Origin of the sequence: Sphingobacterium sp. UBA2610 (assembly GCF_002339225.1) — a bacterium.
In the GTDB taxonomy this organism is placed as follows: Bacteria; Bacteroidota; Bacteroidia; order Sphingobacteriales; family Sphingobacteriaceae; genus Sphingobacterium; species Sphingobacterium multivorum.
This window is the reverse complement of the sequence record NZ_DDKA01000009.1, coordinates 60394-78561: the sequence shown is the minus strand read 5'-3', so window position 1 is coordinate 78561 and position 18168 is coordinate 60394. Positions and strand designations below refer to the sequence as shown.

General features: G+C 40.0%; 14 protein-coding genes. 9 read left to right on the top strand and 5 right to left on the bottom strand.

Annotated features, from left to right (window positions below):
- Window positions 1-93: 93 nt before the first annotated feature.
- Window positions 94-1485 (bottom strand): hypothetical protein, encoded by a 1392-nt coding sequence (locus tag B4Z47_RS06165; protein WP_201303533.1) that lies wholly within the window; start codon window positions 1483-1485, stop codon window positions 94-96.
- 320 nt (window positions 1486-1805) lie between these two features.
- Between B4Z47_RS06165 and B4Z47_RS06160 the strand changes: the two genes are divergently transcribed.
- From B4Z47_RS06160 to B4Z47_RS06135, 6 genes are all read left to right on the top strand, one after another.
- Complete coding sequence (locus tag B4Z47_RS06160) at window positions 1806-2972, top strand: porin (RefSeq protein WP_083295856.1); 1167 nt, start codon at window positions 1806-1808, stop codon at window positions 2970-2972.
- A gap of 20 nt (window positions 2973-2992) precedes the next feature.
- Window positions 2993-4423: an anion permease gene (locus B4Z47_RS06155; RefSeq protein WP_046673349.1), complete on the top strand. Its 1431-nt coding sequence runs from the start codon at window positions 2993-2995 to the stop codon at window positions 4421-4423.
- A gap of 16 nt (window positions 4424-4439) precedes the next feature.
- Window positions 4440-5096 carry a succinate dehydrogenase cytochrome b subunit gene (locus B4Z47_RS06150; RefSeq protein WP_070564055.1) on the top strand — a complete coding sequence of 219 codons (657 nt, stop codon included), beginning with the start codon at window positions 4440-4442 and terminating at the stop codon, window positions 5094-5096.
- A gap of 12 nt (window positions 5097-5108) precedes the next feature.
- The gene (locus B4Z47_RS06145) at window positions 5109-7025 is read left to right on the top strand and encodes a fumarate reductase/succinate dehydrogenase flavoprotein subunit (RefSeq protein WP_115048718.1); all 1917 of its coding nucleotides are present in this window, start codon (window positions 5109-5111) and stop codon (window positions 7023-7025) included.
- Between the two features lie 11 nt (window positions 7026-7036).
- On the top strand, window positions 7037-7786 hold the full coding sequence (locus B4Z47_RS06140; RefSeq protein ID WP_046673445.1) for a succinate dehydrogenase/fumarate reductase iron-sulfur subunit: 750 nt from the start codon (window positions 7037-7039) through the stop codon (window positions 7784-7786).
- A 290-nt stretch (window positions 7787-8076) separates the two neighbouring features.
- Window positions 8077-8931: a polysaccharide deacetylase family protein gene (locus B4Z47_RS06135; protein ID WP_236590847.1), complete on the top strand. Its 855-nt coding sequence runs from the start codon at window positions 8077-8079 to the stop codon at window positions 8929-8931.
- Here the strand turns inward: B4Z47_RS06135 and B4Z47_RS06130 are convergent.
- Entirely contained in the window at window positions 8928-9308 is a 381-nt protein-coding gene (locus B4Z47_RS06130; RefSeq protein ID WP_115048716.1) for a GNAT family N-acetyltransferase, read from the bottom strand. The two genes, B4Z47_RS06135 and B4Z47_RS06130, sit on opposite strands and share 4 nt — an antisense overlap.
- Before the next feature lie 491 nt (window positions 9309-9799).
- Here B4Z47_RS06130 and B4Z47_RS06125 point away from each other — a divergent pair, with 491 nt between their 5' ends.
- Both B4Z47_RS06125 and B4Z47_RS06120 read left to right on the top strand, forming a co-directional pair.
- Window positions 9800-13015 carry a SusC/RagA family TonB-linked outer membrane protein gene (locus B4Z47_RS06125; RefSeq protein WP_159332945.1) on the top strand — a complete coding sequence of 1072 codons (3216 nt, stop codon included), beginning with the start codon at window positions 9800-9802 and terminating at the stop codon, window positions 13013-13015.
- Between the two features lie 36 nt (window positions 13016-13051).
- Window positions 13052-14929, top strand: coding sequence for a RagB/SusD family nutrient uptake outer membrane protein (locus tag B4Z47_RS06120; protein ID WP_115048712.1), 1878 nt, complete (start codon window positions 13052-13054; stop codon window positions 14927-14929).
- Window positions 14930-15189: 260 nt separating this feature from the next.
- On the opposite strand, the gene B4Z47_RS06115 is transcribed toward B4Z47_RS06120, so the two are convergent.
- From B4Z47_RS06115 to B4Z47_RS06105, 3 genes are all read right to left on the bottom strand, one after another.
- Window positions 15190-15333 (bottom strand): hypothetical protein, encoded by a 144-nt coding sequence (locus B4Z47_RS06115; protein WP_159332944.1) that lies wholly within the window; start codon window positions 15331-15333, stop codon window positions 15190-15192.
- 111 nt (window positions 15334-15444) lie between these two features.
- Window positions 15445-16656, bottom strand: coding sequence for an MFS transporter (locus tag B4Z47_RS06110; protein ID WP_070564519.1), 1212 nt, complete (start codon window positions 16654-16656; stop codon window positions 15445-15447).
- 88 nt (window positions 16657-16744) lie between these two features.
- Entirely contained in the window at window positions 16745-17404 is a 660-nt protein-coding gene (locus B4Z47_RS06105; protein ID WP_112374116.1) for a FadR/GntR family transcriptional regulator, read from the bottom strand.
- A 204-nt stretch (window positions 17405-17608) separates the two neighbouring features.
- On the opposite strand from B4Z47_RS06105, the gene B4Z47_RS06100 reads away from it, so the two are divergent.
- Window positions 17609-17968, top strand: coding sequence for a hypothetical protein (locus tag B4Z47_RS06100; RefSeq protein ID WP_046673355.1), 360 nt, complete (start codon window positions 17609-17611; stop codon window positions 17966-17968).
- Window positions 17969-18168 lie beyond the last annotated feature (200 nt).

Below are 18168 nucleotides of genomic sequence, written 5' to 3'. Positions count from 1 at the left end.
ATTTGTTTGTTCCAAAGATAGGGAACAGTGTATTAAAAGAAAAGAGGTGCCAAATAAGTAACATTTTAGCACCTCCATCTAGTAGGTCATCCTTTAGGCTGCATTTGGAGCTGGATCAACATTCCAACCGGAAAGTATACCGCCATAGAAAAAGAAGGTGACGTAAAAATTCTTTTTGCTCACCTGATCAGTAACCAGGTATTTTTGAGTTACATCGTATGCATCTATTTTTTTATATTTTGATAATGCTATCGGGCTGGCAGCAGGATTTTCTGAGCGTACCAAATATTGTATCTTTTGGTTGATTAATTTCATAATACCTTCTTTTTTGAAAGGATTATTTTCGATTTTCACATGTGCCGAATGGGTTAAAGTTCCATTATTTTGCGCTTTTTTAGCTTTCGCAGCAGCTGTATAGTTTTTAAATTTTTCCCTTATCTGCGGATCTTTTAAGCTATGGATGGTAAAAATAGAAATTCCCTGCGCACCATTATTTAGCGCCTCATCCATATCGGCAAATATTTCTTCATTATTTTTAGCCATCAATCCACAATATAGCGTCGTATTTGCTCCTTTATCGCGCACATTTTCTAATGTACAATCTCTAATAAAGCTTGGATCTTCTGTATAAAAATTGCTGTATACCATCGGAAAAACAACATCCAAATTCCACTTACCCCAATCTTGGCGCACCATACGAGAAGCCATTTTGGGAGTCGGAAATGGGGATGCAGCCATTGTTTTACCATGGGAGTGAACGATGTCTGCAATCATATTGGCGATATCGGTTATCTGATCGCAACGAAATTGGCGCCATTTTAGATCTTTCGATGGATCTTTTTGTGCTCTCGGATCATAACCATACTGTTTCTTGAACTTCGCTATTGCAATTGGATGGTAACCGTAATCCCAAGCTGGGTATTCACGATCTTGAACAATATTGTATTTAGGCCAAAGGGTTGTAGGGAGGACAACATCCACGTAGCGATTATAGTCAATAGAAATCCCCTCCAATCCCTCGACTTCACAATAGGATTCGATTTTTTTACGGATATACTCTTTTACTCCGGGCACAACAGGTGACAAAAATTTATAATAACCAACGTATGCAGTGGTATCTGCCAGACTTTTACCATTTCGATTGACGCTGAACCAATCCGGATGTTCTTGGAGTATTTTATCCCTGTCATGTTCCAAGTTCATCGTCCAAAGCCACGCGATAACTTGGATGCCATATTTTTTTGCAATGGGAATTGCTACCCGATACTCGTCTGGACTGGCGGCATTTAACATTACGCCATCGATTCCTAAATAATTCATCTCACGGCAAATTGAATCAAAGTTTGTTTTGGCGTTGTAATCTAGCCAAGTCCAAAACATGGCGGGTTTTTCTTTGTCAGCAGCGTGGCTTGTGGTTATTGAAAAACCCTGAATGATCAGGAGAAGCAGGCAAATAAAACATGTCTTGATTAATTTTTCTTTCATAATATTTATCGATTCTAAAAATTGCATACCATAATTTACGCGCGAAGTTTTCAGTGAGTTCAATGGCTCCTTAAAAGATCAATCTGCGAATTTGAAAATTAGATTAGTTTAATGTTCGTCCGTGAAATTACACAAAAACATGGAATTTACACGATACCATTTTAGAATCGGACTGGTTTTCTTACAGTTATTAAATTATATTAAAATAACAAAACATTTTCTAATGTTATCTGTTGTTACTACAATACCAAATCGAAGAAGTAACATTATTAACAACGAAAAGTAGGCCGGGCTACTCGCTAAGGCCAAATTGTTTTGATATGAAGAAACATTACATTCCACTCCTTATTGCGTGCTCACTATTGAATAACCTGGCCAACGGGCAAGAAGTAGGGACCGAACAACAAAGCAAAGTAGATTCTGTAAAACTAACCAAGGATGATACGATTTATCCCAAGCTTCAGGTAAAAGGTTTATTTCAGGCCAGATACCTTGTGAGTGGCACAAAAGATGTAGACGTTAATGGACTGCATCACAGTGATGGTTCTGGTACGGACAACAATTTTATGGTGAAGTATATGCGCGTTCAGATGCGTGCCCAAATTAGCAAACGCACAGAGGTGACAGTTTTGGCAAATCTCGCGGATTTTAAAAGCGATCCGAAAACAAAAGTTCTCGAAAATGCTTATTTGAAATATACATTTAGTCCCAAATTGGCGATTACAGTAGGCCAATTCCGTCCCTGGTTTGGTATTGAAGAGACTTATCCAATTGATATTATCAAATCATTGGATTGGTCCAATCAATATCTTGAGTTTGGCAAACTCGGCTGGGCAAGCTTTCAGATCGGCGTGGCAGCGACAGGTGAGACCACGCTTGGGGAAATGCCTTTTAGCTACTCGTTATCCGTGGTAAATGGAAATGGAAAAAATCAGGTAGTCGATAACGACAATGGCAAACAATATGCTACGCGTCTTGTCTTTGGCCTTTCGAAGAAGTATAGTGTTAACTTAGGGCTCAATGGGGGGATTGGCGAGGTTATGAAAAAACAGGTGCACGCATTGGGTGTTGATCTAACCGGAAATGTGAACTTTGGCAAGCGCTGGAATCTCGATATGCAGCTGGAAGCAAAACAGGCGATCAATCATAGCCTGTACTATTCGTTGGACGAGAGTGCTCGTAGCTCCAAATTGAGCGATTACCTTGTACGGGGTATTTATTTTCTTCCAAACTTAAGATACGAAGTAAATTATTTCAACCTAAGCGCTTTCGAGCTATCTTGCCGATATGAATACATTGATCCTAATTATAAACTAAATGCAAATGGACGTCAAACATACACACCGATGTTCGGTCTAGAATTTTTAAAAAATTATGGTGCAAGGATTCAGCTTGGTGTCCAGTTAGACCGGTATAAAAAGCAGACCGAAAATACCAGTGAATTCAATAAGAACTTATTTATTATTCAAGTGCAAAGTCGATTCTAATTTATTAAACCACGCTTATTATGAAAGAAATCAGTATTAAAAATATTGCCATCACTTTTCTTGTGGCACTCATTTTATGGTTTATCCCAATACCGAAAGGAGTCAGCCCAGAAGCTTGGCATCTCTTTGCTATCTTCGCAGCAACTATTCTTGGGATTATTTTAAAAGCAGCTCCAATGGGTACCATGTGTATGATGGCCATAGCATTTACTGCGCTGACACAAGTGTTGGCGCCCGGAGATGCTGGTAAATCCATTACCAAAGCTTTGACCGGTTTTGGCGACAAAGTTATCTGGCTGATTGGTATCTCTTTTTTTATTGCTCGCGGTTTCATAAAAACCGGTCTTGGCAATCGGATTGCATTTCTTTTCATTCGTGTTTTTGGAAAAAGTTCGCTCGGGTTAGCCTATGGATTGGGACTGGCAGACGTCTGTTTAGCTCCAGCAATCCCGAGCAATACGGCTCGAGGCGGTGGAATTATATATCCAATTATGAAATCCATGGCTATTAGTTTTGATTCCGTCCCCGATAAACCAGAGACACATCGGAAATTGGGATCCTATCTTACTTTAAATAGCTATTATATGAATCTTATCGCATCTTCGATGTTTTTGACTGGGACGGCCAGTAATCCAATGTGTCAAAAATTTGCTGCTAACCTGGGAATCGACATTACTTGGATGTCCTGGGCCATTGCGGGATTCATACCTGGTATTGTCGCCTTTTTTGTGGTACCGCTTGTTCTTTACAAATTATATCCGCCTGAATTAAAAAAAACAGGCGATGCGCCGAAGATGGCGGCACAGAAACTAAAAGAGATGGGGCCTATTTCGAGGAATGAGTGGTTAATGCTTTTGGCATTCTTTATCTTATTGGCATTATGGATCTTTGGTGGATCCTTTTCAATTGATGCTACAACGACGGCTTTTATAGGTTTAACGCTACTGTTACTAACCTCTGTGTTGACCTGGGAGGATGTTAAAGCAGAAAAAGGAGCATGGGATACGATTGTTTGGTTTGCTGTGTTGGTCATGATGGCCAGTTCATTAAACGAATTGGGATTCATCGGCTGGTTTAGTGATTTGATTAAAGTACAGATTGGTGATTTGAGCTGGCAAATAGCCTTTCCTGTCATTATTCTTGTTTACTTCTTTAGTCACTACATTTTCGCTAGCGCCACTGCCCATGTAGCAGCGATGTATGCCGCTTTGTTGGGTGTCGGTGTTTCTTTAGGCATTCCACCAATGCTGCTTGCGATGATGCTTGGATTTCTAGGCTCCATCTATGGTGTATTAACACATTATGGCCATGGCCCTGCACCGGTATTTTTCGGAAGTGGCTATGTTGATTTAAAATCATGGTGGTTGCGTGGATTGGAAATCGGTATCGTATTATTGGTGATTTACATGGGTGTTGGTGGATTGTGGATGAAGGTTATAGGTTATTATTAAAAATTAGGATCTTATTATGTTATCTACTTTGTCAAAAAAGATGCTCATGTGCCTGACTGGATTGTTTTTAGCGTTCTTTTTGCTGATTCACTTCCTAGGGAACTTACAGCTATTCTTGCCGCAGGAACAAGCACATTTACAATTTAATGCCTACTCACATTTTCTAGCGGGCAATATCTTGATCAAGATTATCTCTTATGTACTTTATGCCAGCATTATCCTTCATGCCTTAGATGGCCTTGTCATTACATTAAAAAATAAAAAGGAGGGAGCTGTTTATAAATCGGATCATCGCGGAAGAGCAAGCAAATGGTACTCGCGTAATATGGGAATTTTAGGTACTATAATTCTCATCTTTTTAGTTATCCATTTTCAGAATTTTTGGTATGTATACAAATTTGGTGCAACCCCGCTTGATGAGCGGGGGAACAAGGACTTATATGTTTTGGTCATCGCTGTCTTCCAACAATGGTGGTACGTCCTTATCTATGTATTATCTATGATAGCCTTGTGTTATCATCTTATTCACGGGATTCATAGCGCAATTCGAACCTTAGGATTATTTCATCCAAAATTTGTCAAATGGTTTAAGATCCTTGGCATTGGCTATTCGGTTATCATTAGTTTGGGCTTTGCCATGATGCCTGTTTATATATTCTTTACAGTAAACTAAAGCGGATAAATCATGATATTAAATTCAAAAATACCAGAAGGGCCATTGGATGAAAAATGGACACGCTATAAGAAGACTGCCAAATTAGTTAATCCCGCCAATCGCAAAAAATTGGATGTTATCGTGATTGGTACAGGGTTGGCGGGTAGTTCTATTGCAGCCTCCCTTGGCGAGATGGGGTATCAGGTGAAATCATTTTGTTTTCAGGACAGTCCGCGACGGGCGCATTCCGTCGCAGCGCAGGGCGGGGTAAATGCGGCAAAGAACTATAAAAATGATGGAGATAGCGTTTACAGAATGTTTGTTGACACCTTAAAAGGAGGGGATTTCCGTGCACGTGAAGCAAATGTATACCGCATGGCAGAATGCTCACTTAATTTGATCGATCAAGCTGTAGCCCAAGGAGTTCCTTTTGGACGAGAATACGGCGGCTATTTAAATAATCGCTCTTTTGGCGGCGTACAGGTAAGTCGGACGTTCTATGCAAGAGGCCAAACCGGGCAGCAGCTTCTTTTGGGCGCCTACCAGGCACTTATGCGCCAGGTAGGAAAGGGAACCGTGCAACTTTTTACACGACATGAGATGCTTGATGTTGTTGTTATCGATGGAAAGGCACGTGGTGTTATCGTACGTAATCTAGATACGGGCGATATTGAACGGCATGCGGCCCATACAGTTGTATTAGCAACAGGAGGTTATGGTAAAATATATTACCTATCGACCTTGGCTATGGGATGTAACGGTTCGGCAATCTGGCGCGCACATAAAAAGGGCGCATTAATGGCTTCTCCGAGCTGGATTCAGATTCACCCGACGTCCTTACCACAATCGGGCAGTTATCAGTCTAAATTAACCTTAATGTCGGAGTCTTTGCGCAATGACGGAAGAATATGGGTCCCCATGAAGGAAGGTGAGACGCGAGAACCCAACGCTATTCCGGAGGAAGAACGGGATTACTATTTAGAACGACGGTATCCCGCATTTGGAAATCTTGCCCCACGGGATATTTCCTCTCGGGCGGCAAAGGAACGGATCGATGCCGGCTTTGGGATTGGTCCACTCAAAAATGCTGTTTATCTTGATTTTGCGAAGGCTATCAGAGAACAGGGGAAACAGAAAATACAGGAAAAATATGGTAATCTATTTGACATGTATGAAAAGATTACGGGATATGATGCTTATAGCGTACCGATGATGATTTCACCGTCTGCACACTTTTCCATGGGCGGTTTATGGGTCGATTATGAGTTGATGACGAGTCTGCCAGGTTTATTTGCGCTTGGCGAAGCTAATTTTGCGGACCATGGTGCAAACAGACTTGGGGCAAATTCACTGCTTCAGGCATCTGTCGATGGCTATTTTATCGGTCCCTATACGATTGCCAATTATTTGGCAAACGATATTCATACGGGGAAAATTTCCACAGATCATATTGCGTTTGAACGTGCTGAAGAGGATGTTAGAAAACAAATCGACGTATTTTTGAAAATCAAAGGCAGTAAAACTGTGGATTATTTCCATAAAACACTCGGCAAAATACTCTATGACTATTGTGGGCTGGCACGTAATGAAAAAGGGCTTCGCTATGCTATTGAAGAAATTAGAAAGCTAAAACAAGAATTTTTCAAGGACGTTATTGTCAGCGGCCAGGCCGATACGTTAAATAGCGAACTGGAGAAAGCCGGACGTGTAGCAGACTATTTTGAGATTGGAGAACTGATGTGTTATGATGCATTGACGCGAAATGAATCCTGTGGAGCGCATTTTCGGGAAGAATATCAAACTGCAGACGGAGAGGCGCTACGTAACGATGCCGAATACCAATTTATTTCCGCTTGGTTATGGAAGGGAGAAAATGAAGAACCTGAGTTGGTCAAAGAACCGTTGACCTTTGAAGAAATACAACCAACTGTTAGGAGCTATAAATAAAATGAATGATTATGGATTTATATCTTAAAATATGGCGACAAAAGGATCGCAATGCTACAGGCAAATTAGTGACGTACACATTAACTGACCTAAATCCGCATATGTCTTTTTTGGAAATGTTGGATACTTTAAATGAACAGTTGATAACAGGAGGAGAAGAGCCCGTCGAGTTCGATCACGACTGTCGTGAAGGAATTTGCGGGCAGTGCGGAATGATGATTAACGGCATTGCACATGGGCCCCTTAAGCATACGACGACTTGCCAGTTACATTTACGTTCATTTAAAGACAAGGATACCATTACCATAGAACCTTTTCGTTCAGCCGCATTTCATATAAAAAAAGATCTGAAAGTGGATCGTTCCGCATTCGATCGAATTATTTCTTCTGGTGGATTTGTCTCTATCAATACAGGACAGGCTCCAGATGCAACAGCCATTCCTATTTCTCATGAATTAGCTGAATCGGCATTTGACTCGGCAGCCTGTATAGGTTGTGGTGCTTGTGTGGCGACGTGCAAAAATGGCAGCGCGGCCCTTTTTACCTCAGCAAAGATCACCCATATGGCACTATTACCACAAGGAAAGGAAGAGCGTAGTCAACGGGTATTAAATATGATCAAACAAATGGATAAGGAGTCCTTCGGTCATTGTTCAAATACAGAAGCGTGCGAGGTAGAGTGTCCACAAGGTATATCAGTACTGAATATCGCACGTATGAATTTTGAGTATAACAAGGCACTATTTTTTAAAAAGAAATAAAGACCAACGGTCGAAAAAAGTGGCACGATAGTTTCTTATATCGGATTTATAATAAAGACTGAAGCCATAAAAAGAGCGATACCGGATCGTTGAAGATGACTCACCTTATCCCTGAAAGTAGGGATTTGTAAGATTTTATGGTTAATAAATAGGTTTTTGTAGTAATTTTGAAAAAAGAAATTCATTAAGTTATAGCGATTGATATGAAGTGTAGTAGGTTGTTTGTGGTACTTTTCATTTGTAGTATAGTGTTTAGTGTAACCGCATGTAAGGATTTTTCAAACAAAGTCTTGGGAAAAGGCGAACTGAAGGACACACTTACGGAGAAATTGGTTGTTAAGGAAAAAATACCACATTTGTTGAATAGGTGGGATTCGCTTCAGAAAAATCAGATACACTTTACAGTAGATAGTCTACACCCTGTTCCGATCAAACAACAAAGACGTGAGCTAAAGGACTCCCTGCGGAAAGCATTTGATAAGCAACCAAAACATATTTATTTGACTTTTGATGATGGCCCATTAATTGGTAGTGCTTTTATTGATTCTATTGCGAAAGAAAAAAACATTAAAGTGAGTGTATTCTTGATTGGTAAACATGCGAATATGAGCAAAGGAAGAAAACGCGATCTTGCCCGTTATGAATCCAATCCACTTATAGCCTGTTATAATCACAGCTATACGCACGCAAACAATCAATATTCAAGATTTTATAGTAACCCCCAAAATGCTTTTGCTGATTTTGAAAAGAATGAAAAAGATCTCCATTTAAAACATAAAATTGTTCGGCTTCCAGGAAGGAATATTTGGATATATGATAATGTTCGTAAGATTGACCTTAAGAATGGATCCAGCACAGCCGATCTATTGCATAAGAACGGATATACAATTTATGGCTGGGATGTCGAGTGGCGGCTTAATAGCGTTACTGGTACGCCCATACAGAGCCAAGAGTCTACCTTGTCTCATATCCGAAATTATATGAACAACAAAAGCTCAATGGTACCTAATAATGTTGTTTTCTTAATGCATGATGATATGTTTCAAACGCGAAAAGGGCAGCAGGAGTTATCCACTTTAATTGATGCATTAAAAAAAGAAGGCTACCAGTTTGAATTGATGCAAGATTATCCGATTAAGTATTAGATAGGTTCGTCAGCTGTCATCTCATCAAAACCCATTTCTTTTGCAATCTGATGAGCACCAAGAATTAATTTACCGCCAATTCCCTGTCCTTGAAACTGAGGTAGCACAGCGACAGGAGCCAAGGCAAGAGAATCGGATGTTTTTTGATTCTCTTTATCGATAATCTTCACCTTTGTCAGGAGTATATAGCCTGCTATTTCTCCTTCAGCTTCAGCTACCATTGACAGTTGTGGTATAAATTCTGCTGTCCTTCTTAGTTTTTCTACTAAAATGTGCTCTTGATGATCGCTATACTGTTCGTTTTCAAAGGCGAGTCGGATCAGTTCGAATACAATCGTTGTGTCACTTGACTTTTCTGTCCTAATATTTACAGTCATAGTTTTTTTGTAGATACAACTATTTCTTCGCTATTAATAAAGCCGTTTTTGGCCCCATTATTTGTAGGTACATAGTTGTTTAGAAAAAATCAATTATAGATCTAATTATATAGGATAAATATGCGTATTAATATTTGAAAAATTGATAATATAGTTTCTAAATGATAAAAAGTACTTTTCCTCAGGACTTTCTATTTGCAGTGTTTTACTAGTTCTTTGATCTTGCGTTGAGTAGCAAAAGCGCTGGAAACAATTTTGAGAAAATGAATTTACAATTGATTTGTTTTTCAATAAATTATCTGATTACCAATCACTTAATAACAATAGTGTTAAATAGTGTAAAAATAACACTTGCAATGTATATTTATTTTCGTATTTTCATGTTAAATAAACAATTATAAATCGCCTCCAGTAGACACCTAAACCGATACGTCTTAGAGGTAAAAAAAATAACTAATTAAACACAAAATTTAAACAATTAAACAGTTTTTATGATTAACTGCCATTATTTCTCAAATCAATGGAAGAGAGCGTTTTGGACTGGATCATTGTGCTCACTAGTGGCCTTGAGTCCCCAAATCGTCGATGCTACAACCCTCGCAAGCTATGGAATTCTCTTTCAGCAGGAGCAAAGTGTTTCTGGAACGGTGCATGATGAATCTGGAATGCCAATTCCTGGAGTAACAGTTTCCGTCAATGGAACAAAGTTAGTAACTAAAACCGACGTTCAAGGTAGATACAAGTTAGACAAAGTCCCCGCAAGTGCGATTATTAATTTCCGGATGGTCGGCAAACAATCTATGGATGAAGCTGTAAAAGGAAGACAGACCATCGATATCACACTTCTTAATTCGGAATCGAATCTCGAAGAAGTCGTTGTTGTTGGTTACGGAAAGCAACGCAAAGAGACTGTCACCGGTGCCGTAGCCACTGTGAAGGGAAGCGATCTAGCACAATCACCGGCATTGAACGTTTCCAATGCATTAACAGGACGCGTCCCGGGCGTTACAGCAACCAACGGGAGCGCCGAGCCTGGCTACGATGGTTCCAATATCAAAATCCGGGGAACGAATACACTGGGTAATAGCAGTCCCTTAGTCGTTATTGATGGAGTTCCTGCGCGTGAAGGAGGAATTGATCGTATTAATCCCCGAGATATAGAAAATATCTCGGTTCTAAAAGATGCTTCTGCTGCTATTTATGGAGCCAGGGCAGCCAATGGGGTTATTCTCGTTACGACAAGAAGAGGAAAAACAGGAAAACCGCAGTTTTCTTATACGTTCAACCAAGGGTATTCCCAACCTACCGTTATTCCTAAATTAACAGATGCCTCCCAGTTTGCGGCAATTAGAAATGAACTCGAAATTTATAACCTCCCTGTTGAAGAATGGTCTGCTGCTTATACAGCGATCAACGAGAAAGGCAGTTACAATAAACAAGGTGGAGGAGTTTTGGATGCGCCGTTTAAACCAGAAGATATCCAAAAGTTCAAAGACGGATCAGATCCTTGGGGGCATCCCAATACTGACTGGTATAAAGCTACGCTAAAAAACTGGTCACCTCAACAGCGCCACAACCTCCAAATCAATGGCGGTACTGAGGATGTCAAGTATCTGATGTCTTTGGGGTATCAAAATCAGGATGCCTACTATAAAAATTCGGCTACAGGTTATAAACAGTATGACTTAAGGATCAATCTGGACGCCAATATAAGTCAGTATATCAAAACACAATTTGGTGTTTTAGGAAGACAGGAAAACCGAAATTTCCCCACCAAGAGTGCTGGCACGGTCTTTAGAATGCTGATGCGGGGAAATCCAACACAACCAGCAATATGGCCTAATGGAATGCCGGGACCAGATATCGAAAATGGCGAAAACCCCGTGGTAATTACGACCAATGCGACAGGTTACGATCACGATAAACGCTACTATTTTCAAACAAATGGTCAGGTTGAGATTACAAATCCCTGGATAGATGGTCTTAAATTAACACTTAATGCCTCTGTTGACAAATATGTAAAAAATCAAAAAACATGGGTTACACCCTGGACTTTGTATTCTTGGCAGGGCGCTTATGAGGCCGATGGCAGCACACCACAACTGGTTCCTGGAAGACGTGGGCCTGCCGATCCAAATTTAAACCAAAGCAATGAAGATCAACTGAATATCTTACTTGGTGGAATCTTAAGCTTTGAGCGGAAATTTGGTGACCATCAGGTAAATGCTATAGCCGGTATCAACAGAGAAACAATTGATAATGATAAATTCAGCGCGTATCGTCGCTATTTTCTTTCAAATGCGATCGACTATCTTTTTGCCGGTGGAGAACAGGAAAAAAATAACGATGGATCTGCATGGAAAAGAGCGCGGCTAAATTACTTTGGGCGATTTGGCTATAATTATAAAAGCAAGTATATCGCAGAATTCCTTTGGCGTTATGACGGATCGTATATGTTCCCTGAAAGTGAAAGGTTCGGTTTCTTTCCAGGTGCCATGGCGGGATGGGTCGTGTCGGAAGAGAATTTCTGGAAGGAAAATGTCCCTGTGATTAATTATTTCAAGATCCGTGCGTCATATGGCCAGATGGGTAATGACAACATCTACTATGATGATAAATTACAAGAATATCAATATTTTTCAACCTATTCCTTTGGTACTTATATCGTCAATGATAAGCTAGCCAAAACCCTTTTTGAAAGCCGTGTTCCTAATGAGATGATTACTTGGGAGGTTGCCAATAACTATAATTTAGGGTTTGATTTTCAATTTTTACAAGGAAAGCTGAATTTCGAGTTTGATATTTTTAAAAATCGCCGTAATTCCATTCTATGGAGAAAAAATGCGTCAATACCACAAAGTACAGGGATGACATTACCGGCAGAAAATATTGGCAAAGTGGATAACAAGGGTTGGGAATTTAACTTAGGTTATCGTGGCAAGGTGGGAGATTTGGGGTACACGGTTGGTGTGAATGGTGGTTATGCTAAAAACAAAATTATCTTCTGGGATGAAGCCCCGGGCGCCCCTGCATGGCAGCAAAGTACAGGTAAACCTATCAAAACGGATATTTATTATGTCTATGACGGCGTATTCCGTGACATGGAAGATATCGCCAACAATAAATTGGACTATAGTGCCATTACGAAAACTTTACGCCCTGGAGATATGAAATATAAAGATTTCAATGGTGACGGAAAGATTACCCCCGATGATAAAGTAAGACGAGACAAGAATAGTGACCCAACATTTCAGGGAGGTTTCAATTTTAGTCTGACCTATAAGGATTTTGACTTATCGGTACTATTTCAAGGAGCTACAGGAGGAGAGATACGTGTAGGAACGGATGAATCTGGATCTATCGGAAATTTTGTGGAAGAATTCTATGATAAACGCTGGAGCATCAGTAACCCAAGTAGCGTTTATCCACGTTTGACAGACCGTGGCAATCAATATTATTCTTATAACAATACCTATTGGATGCGGAGTACCGATTATTTGCGGCTTAAAAATGTGGAAATAGGATATAATCTGGCCTCAAGCATTTGTAGTAAAATTGGCATTGGTTCTTTACGTCTATATGCAAATGGCATGAATTTAATAACGTGGAGTAAGATCAAAATGTATGATCCAGAAGCCGTTAATGCATTAGGGCAATATTATCCGCAGGCAAGATTGATTAATTTTGGCGCATTATTATCGTTCTAACCAACTGTCATATTAAGAACTTAACGAAGAAGAAAAATGAAAAAAATTAAGAATATATCACTTATACTACTTGTACTTTCTGCATCATTACAAGCTTGTAATGATGATTTTGTGAGCACGAAGCCACTCAGTGAAGTTCCACAGGAGATCGTTTGGTCGGATGCTGGTTTGTCTGAGGCTTTCGTGACAGAAATCTATAACGGTTTTGGGGTAGGAGGCTTTTATGAGCAAGAAATGGCATCCATGACCGACGAAGCTTTATTTACACACCCTAATCGGGGCATAAATACCGTGACCGAATCTCGATCAAATCCAGCTGATCAAGGCTATATTATGGATACTTACGAATACGGTCGCATGTATACGCGCATCCGGGCAACTAACATTGCCATCTCCAATTTGAGTGCACCCAAGTTTGACAAAGCAAAAGCCGATAAGCTGTTAGGCGAAGCCTATTTCCTGCGTGGGTATTATTATCAACAGCTCTTACGCTTTTATGGTGGCATCCCCATCGATAATAAGATATATACATTGAACGATAAAGACTATATGGTTCCGAGGAATAGCTATGAGGAGTGTGTCAATGCCATCGTGAAAGATCTAGACAGCGCAGCTCTTTTGTTAAAGGGCAGTTCATCAACAAAGGGACGTGCAAATGAAACTGCAGTATTGGCCTTAAAATCAAGGGTATTACTCTATGCTGCCAGCGATCTCCACGATGCGGGTAAAGCCAAAGCAAAATCAACATTATTGTCAGGGTATAAAAATCCAGAATATCTAATGTACACGAGTGGCAATCAGGTGGAGCGTTGGACAAAAGCAAAGGCCGCAGCAAAAGCCGTACTGGATCATACAGAATTCGCCTATAAGTTAGACCTAACTCAACCCGCTTCGCCTAATGAGGGTACTGCCAACTATATGGCCGTATCGTTAGGAGGGGGGAGCAAGACAGTTGATTTTACAGCAGGAAAAGATATTATTCTGGGGAGATTCTTTATTGACGAAAAGGATGAACGTGGTGGCTGGGTAGGGCGAGACAACGGTCCAAATGGCTATCATAACTGGGCCGGAAATACACCGATACAACTCTTGGTAGACGACTACGAGACTATTGATGGCCAAAAATTCAGCTGGTCAAATCCTACTATGGCAGCCAGCCCTTATCAAAATCGTGACCCACGTTTAAAGGCAACAATTTTATACGACGGTGCGGATTGGAAACCTAGGACAGCTGATGTCGCTGAAAGAGATAAGGCGAATCAAATCCAAACAGGTCAATACGAAATAATGAATGCCAAAGGACAAAAGGTTATCCAATTTGGCCTTGACACAAGAAAAAGCCCGATTGAAGATTGGAATGGTTCACGGACAGGATATTATATTCGTAAATTTACAGATCCGGACCCTACAATGCAGGATCAAAACACAAGACAGCGCATTCCCTGGCCAATGTTTCGCTATACAGAGGCGATATTGAACTATGTAGAAGCATGTCTTGAATTAGGAGAAGAGAATGAAGCTAAAACATGGTTAAACAAAATCCGCTTTAGAGCTGGAATGCCTGCAATTCCAACCGCCGAAACCGGAGCGGCTCTAAAAGCACGTTATAGAAACGAGCGCCGTATTGAATTAGCCTACGAGGAGCATCGCTTCTTTGACGCGCGACGCTGGATGATAGCCGCGGAAACTATAGGTCGTAAAGCAAATATTATAAACATCACGGGAACCCTTAAGGCGGGTAAAAATGTAACTCTTTATCAATATAATCCCGATAACTACACCTATACCTATACGGTATCCAATATTGATCCAGGTATCGAAAATAGGAACTGGGATGACAAAATGTACTACACGTCTTTGCATCGCGATGAGGTTAATCGAAATACAAAATTGATCCAAAATCCAGGTTACTAGTATTTAAAGAAGCTGTCCAAATGTGCAGTGCCCCCAGAAAATGTCTAACTTTTTGGGGACACTGCATTTTTTTGGACAGCTTTTTTTGCGGCTAATTTTTAATACGTTTTGAATAGGTCCAATTTTAGTAACTATGCTGTATTGATAAGCGACAGGAATAAGTTTCAGTATATGCTGCTAGTGGCGGCAATATGCCTTAGATACCTATTGTGTTCGTACCTGCTTCGGACAAGCTTCGGAGCTCACCGGATAAGGATTAGCTATTGGCCAGTTCCTGACCAGTATTTTCCTGTTCGGAGACTGGTCAATGACTGTTCAGCATCTGTACGGAATCTATTGATGATCCGAAGAAAGTACGAAGCAGGTACGAAGCAAAGGGCTTCCCATTCGCTTATTGTTGCCATTTTTCACCGGATTTCACCATAGCTCTTTGGACAGGTTGAAACTTTATCTGCTATTCAAAAATAGTTTCCACAAAACAAGTGACAAACTTTTCGGACACACTGATTATATAATTACTTTTTCTGCTGACTTATATTAGGTAATAGCCCTGTAACTACTCCGATTAATGGAAGATAAGCACAGATATTAAATACATATTCGATTGAGGTTTGATCTGCAAGCCAGCCTAGAACTGCTGAACCAATTCCCCCCATACCAAAAGCAAAGCCAAAAAATAAACCAGCAATCATTCCGACCTTTCCTGGGATGAGTTCTGTCGCATAGACCAAGATAGCAGAGAATGCAGACGATATAATAAGACCTATTAAAATAGCGAGGATAATGGTTAGCCCTAGACCCACGTGTGGCAATAGTAATGTGAACGGAGCCGCTCCGAGAATCGATACCCAGATAATTAGTTTACGCCCATAGCGATCTCCCAATGGCCCCCCTAATATAGTTCCCGCAGCTACAGAAGCAAGAAATATAAATAAGTATATTTGAGATTCCTGAACCGAAACATGGAATTTATTGATCAAATAGAAGGTGAAATAACTGGTCATGGAAGCCATGTAAAAATATTTGGAAAAAATGAGTACCAATAAAATTACAAGTGCAAATACTACTTTTGATTTTGGCAGGTCGGCTTTTGAAGCACCAACAGCAGTTGTTTGTGTCTTAGGCTTGAGATGTATTTGATACCAATTACCGACATAAGTAAGAATCATAACGGCTACAATGGCCAATACGCCAAATACACCAATGTATTGTTGGCCCAAAGGGATCACAATAAGCGCTACAAGAAGGGGACCTATCGCACCACCAGCATTACCACCGACTTGGAAGATAGACTGGGCGAGCCCCTTTTTGCCTCCGGAAGCTAAATGAGCAACTCGAGAAGCTTCAGGATGAAATATAGATGAACCCATGCCAATAAGACTTACAGAAAGGAGAATGTAGATAAAGTTTGACGCAAAAGAAATGCATATCAATCCTGCTAAAGAGAAAAGCATACCGACAGCGAGTGATCGTGGTGTAGGGTTTTTATCTGTATACAAACCAACGAAGGGTTGCAAAATAGAAGCAGTAAGCTGAAAAACCAACGTTATAATACCAATTTGGGTAAAACTAAGCGCATAATTTGATTTTAACATGGGATATACTGCCGGGATGACCGACTGAATCAAGTCATTGAGCAAGTGTGAAAGACTAATCGCAAATAAAATCGGATAGACGGTTTCGGAGCTTTTCCAAGATCCACTCGGGTTTAAAGATTGTGTTTTCATAAAAGAAATATTCATCAGGTCATCTGATGTTTTAATTGATAAAAATAACGTATATTGAGATTGATGATTTGCATATGCTATAGGAAAATTACAGCTGTTGGATAATTCGGTTAGCAATATCAACAGCTTTTTTCACTTCTTTATCTTTGATTGCCAACATCAGTTCCTCGTGTTGCTGTTGTGAAGTTAAGAAGGGTACTGTATCCTTATAAATAGTCATGAAGAACTTATTGACATGTTCAGATAAAGTTGTATATAAAGCGGTCAAAATACTATTTCCACATGATTCAGCAATTGCACTGTGAAAGGCAATATCGGCATCCACGCACGCCATCAAATTTCCCATTTCGGCATATTTTGCTCTATTTTTGAGCGCTTGAGCCATATCCTTGAGGCCTTTCGAAGTACGATTTAAGGCAGCTTTTTCAATAATTCGCAATTCCAATACGTGTCTAACTTCAAAAATATCGTTAAAATTGGCTTTTTCAATTTTTGAATCAAGAGCATGATGACCTGTGCTACTTTTAACAAAAGTACCAAGACCTTGTTGTACATTGAGATAGCCTGATTGACTTAAATATTTGACCGCCTCACGAATGCTGGATCTGCCCACAGCAAATTGTTTCATCAATTCTGGTTCCGTAGGAAGTTTAGATTCTACCGGGAATTCACCTAATTTGATTTTTTCTTCTATTGCCGCGGCAACTTCCTCTGCCAAGGATCTTCGTACGATAGCTTCAGTCTTCATATAGTCATATCATCTGATGATTGCAAAGGTAGTAGAATTTTTTGAATTCTTATTTATTTTCAAAAATTTGATCAAACCAACCGAATATTGTTACGACTACATCAGATATTTATTACAGTGTTTACTGTGTTAAATTTATTGGCAGTTTTAGGTTAATTAACAGTGAGGCAGGTCCTCCAATGTATTTATCTAAAACTTAGTAACATGAAAAAATTAATGATGAGCGCCGTAGCCTTGGCTTTAATGTCATCTGCTACTTTTGCGAAAACGGGGCCAAAAGCGGCCGACAACAGCCTTGTTGAAAAATCAACGATTTACAAATCACAAACTGGAAAAGCTAATTTGAATATCGTGAGCGAAGCCAAAGAGATCAAGCTCGGAAAGTCTCGTACCCTATGTAGATTGACGATGAGTATCTATAATACAAGCGGTCAGTTGATCGAAACTCAGGTTCTCACGTACACCAGCTATGGAGCCAATGATATGTATTATAGCAGCTGTGGAGCATGGTTTAGTGCTACCATTCAGAATTATCAAAACTATTATGGTAATCCGAATCATTAAGTATCAATTAATCAAACAATGTAACGGGGCTAGTATGCCCCGTTTTCATTTTTCCACAATTCAACCAAAAGGAAACTTCTATTGGCGATCCTAATACGACAATGAAGATGCTACTGTATGCGAACATGCTATGGGGCTGACAGCTGATGATGTTAGAAAAGCGAGATACCGCTTAGTAAAAATAAATTGATCGTATTCGG

What these genes read in the sequence shown, in the direction of transcription:
- B4Z47_RS06165 (WP_201303533.1), bottom strand. Translation starts at nt 1,485, where the DNA reads ATGAAAGAAAAATTAATCAAGACATGTTTTATTTGCCTGCTTCTCCTG.
- B4Z47_RS06160 (WP_083295856.1), top strand. Translation starts at nt 1,806, where the DNA reads ATGAAGAAACATTACATTCCACTCCTTATTGCGTGCTCACTATTGAAT.
- B4Z47_RS06155 (WP_046673349.1), top strand. Translation starts at nt 2,993, where the DNA reads ATGAAAGAAATCAGTATTAAAAATATTGCCATCACTTTTCTTGTGGCA.
- B4Z47_RS06150 (WP_070564055.1), top strand. Translation starts at nt 4,440, where the DNA reads ATGTTATCTACTTTGTCAAAAAAGATGCTCATGTGCCTGACTGGATTG.
- B4Z47_RS06145 (WP_115048718.1), top strand. Translation starts at nt 5,109, where the DNA reads ATGATATTAAATTCAAAAATACCAGAAGGGCCATTGGATGAAAAATGG.
- B4Z47_RS06140 (WP_046673445.1), top strand. Translation starts at nt 7,037, where the DNA reads ATGGATTTATATCTTAAAATATGGCGACAAAAGGATCGCAATGCTACA.
- B4Z47_RS06130 (WP_115048716.1), bottom strand. Translation starts at nt 9,308, where the DNA reads ATGACTGTAAATATTAGGACAGAAAAGTCAAGTGACACAACGATTGTA.
- B4Z47_RS06125 (WP_159332945.1), top strand. Translation starts at nt 9,800, where the DNA reads ATGATTAACTGCCATTATTTCTCAAATCAATGGAAGAGAGCGTTTTGG.
- B4Z47_RS06120 (WP_115048712.1), top strand. Translation starts at nt 13,052, where the DNA reads ATGAAAAAAATTAAGAATATATCACTTATACTACTTGTACTTTCTGCA.
- B4Z47_RS06115 (WP_159332944.1), bottom strand. Translation starts at nt 15,333, where the DNA reads ATGGCAACAATAAGCGAATGGGAAGCCCTTTGCTTCGTACCTGCTTCG.
- B4Z47_RS06110 (WP_070564519.1), bottom strand. Translation starts at nt 16,656, where the DNA reads ATGAAAACACAATCTTTAAACCCGAGTGGATCTTGGAAAAGCTCCGAA.
- B4Z47_RS06105 (WP_112374116.1), bottom strand. Translation starts at nt 17,404, where the DNA reads ATGAAGACTGAAGCTATCGTACGAAGATCCTTGGCAGAGGAAGTTGCC.
- B4Z47_RS06100 (WP_046673355.1), top strand. Translation starts at nt 17,609, where the DNA reads ATGAAAAAATTAATGATGAGCGCCGTAGCCTTGGCTTTAATGTCATCT.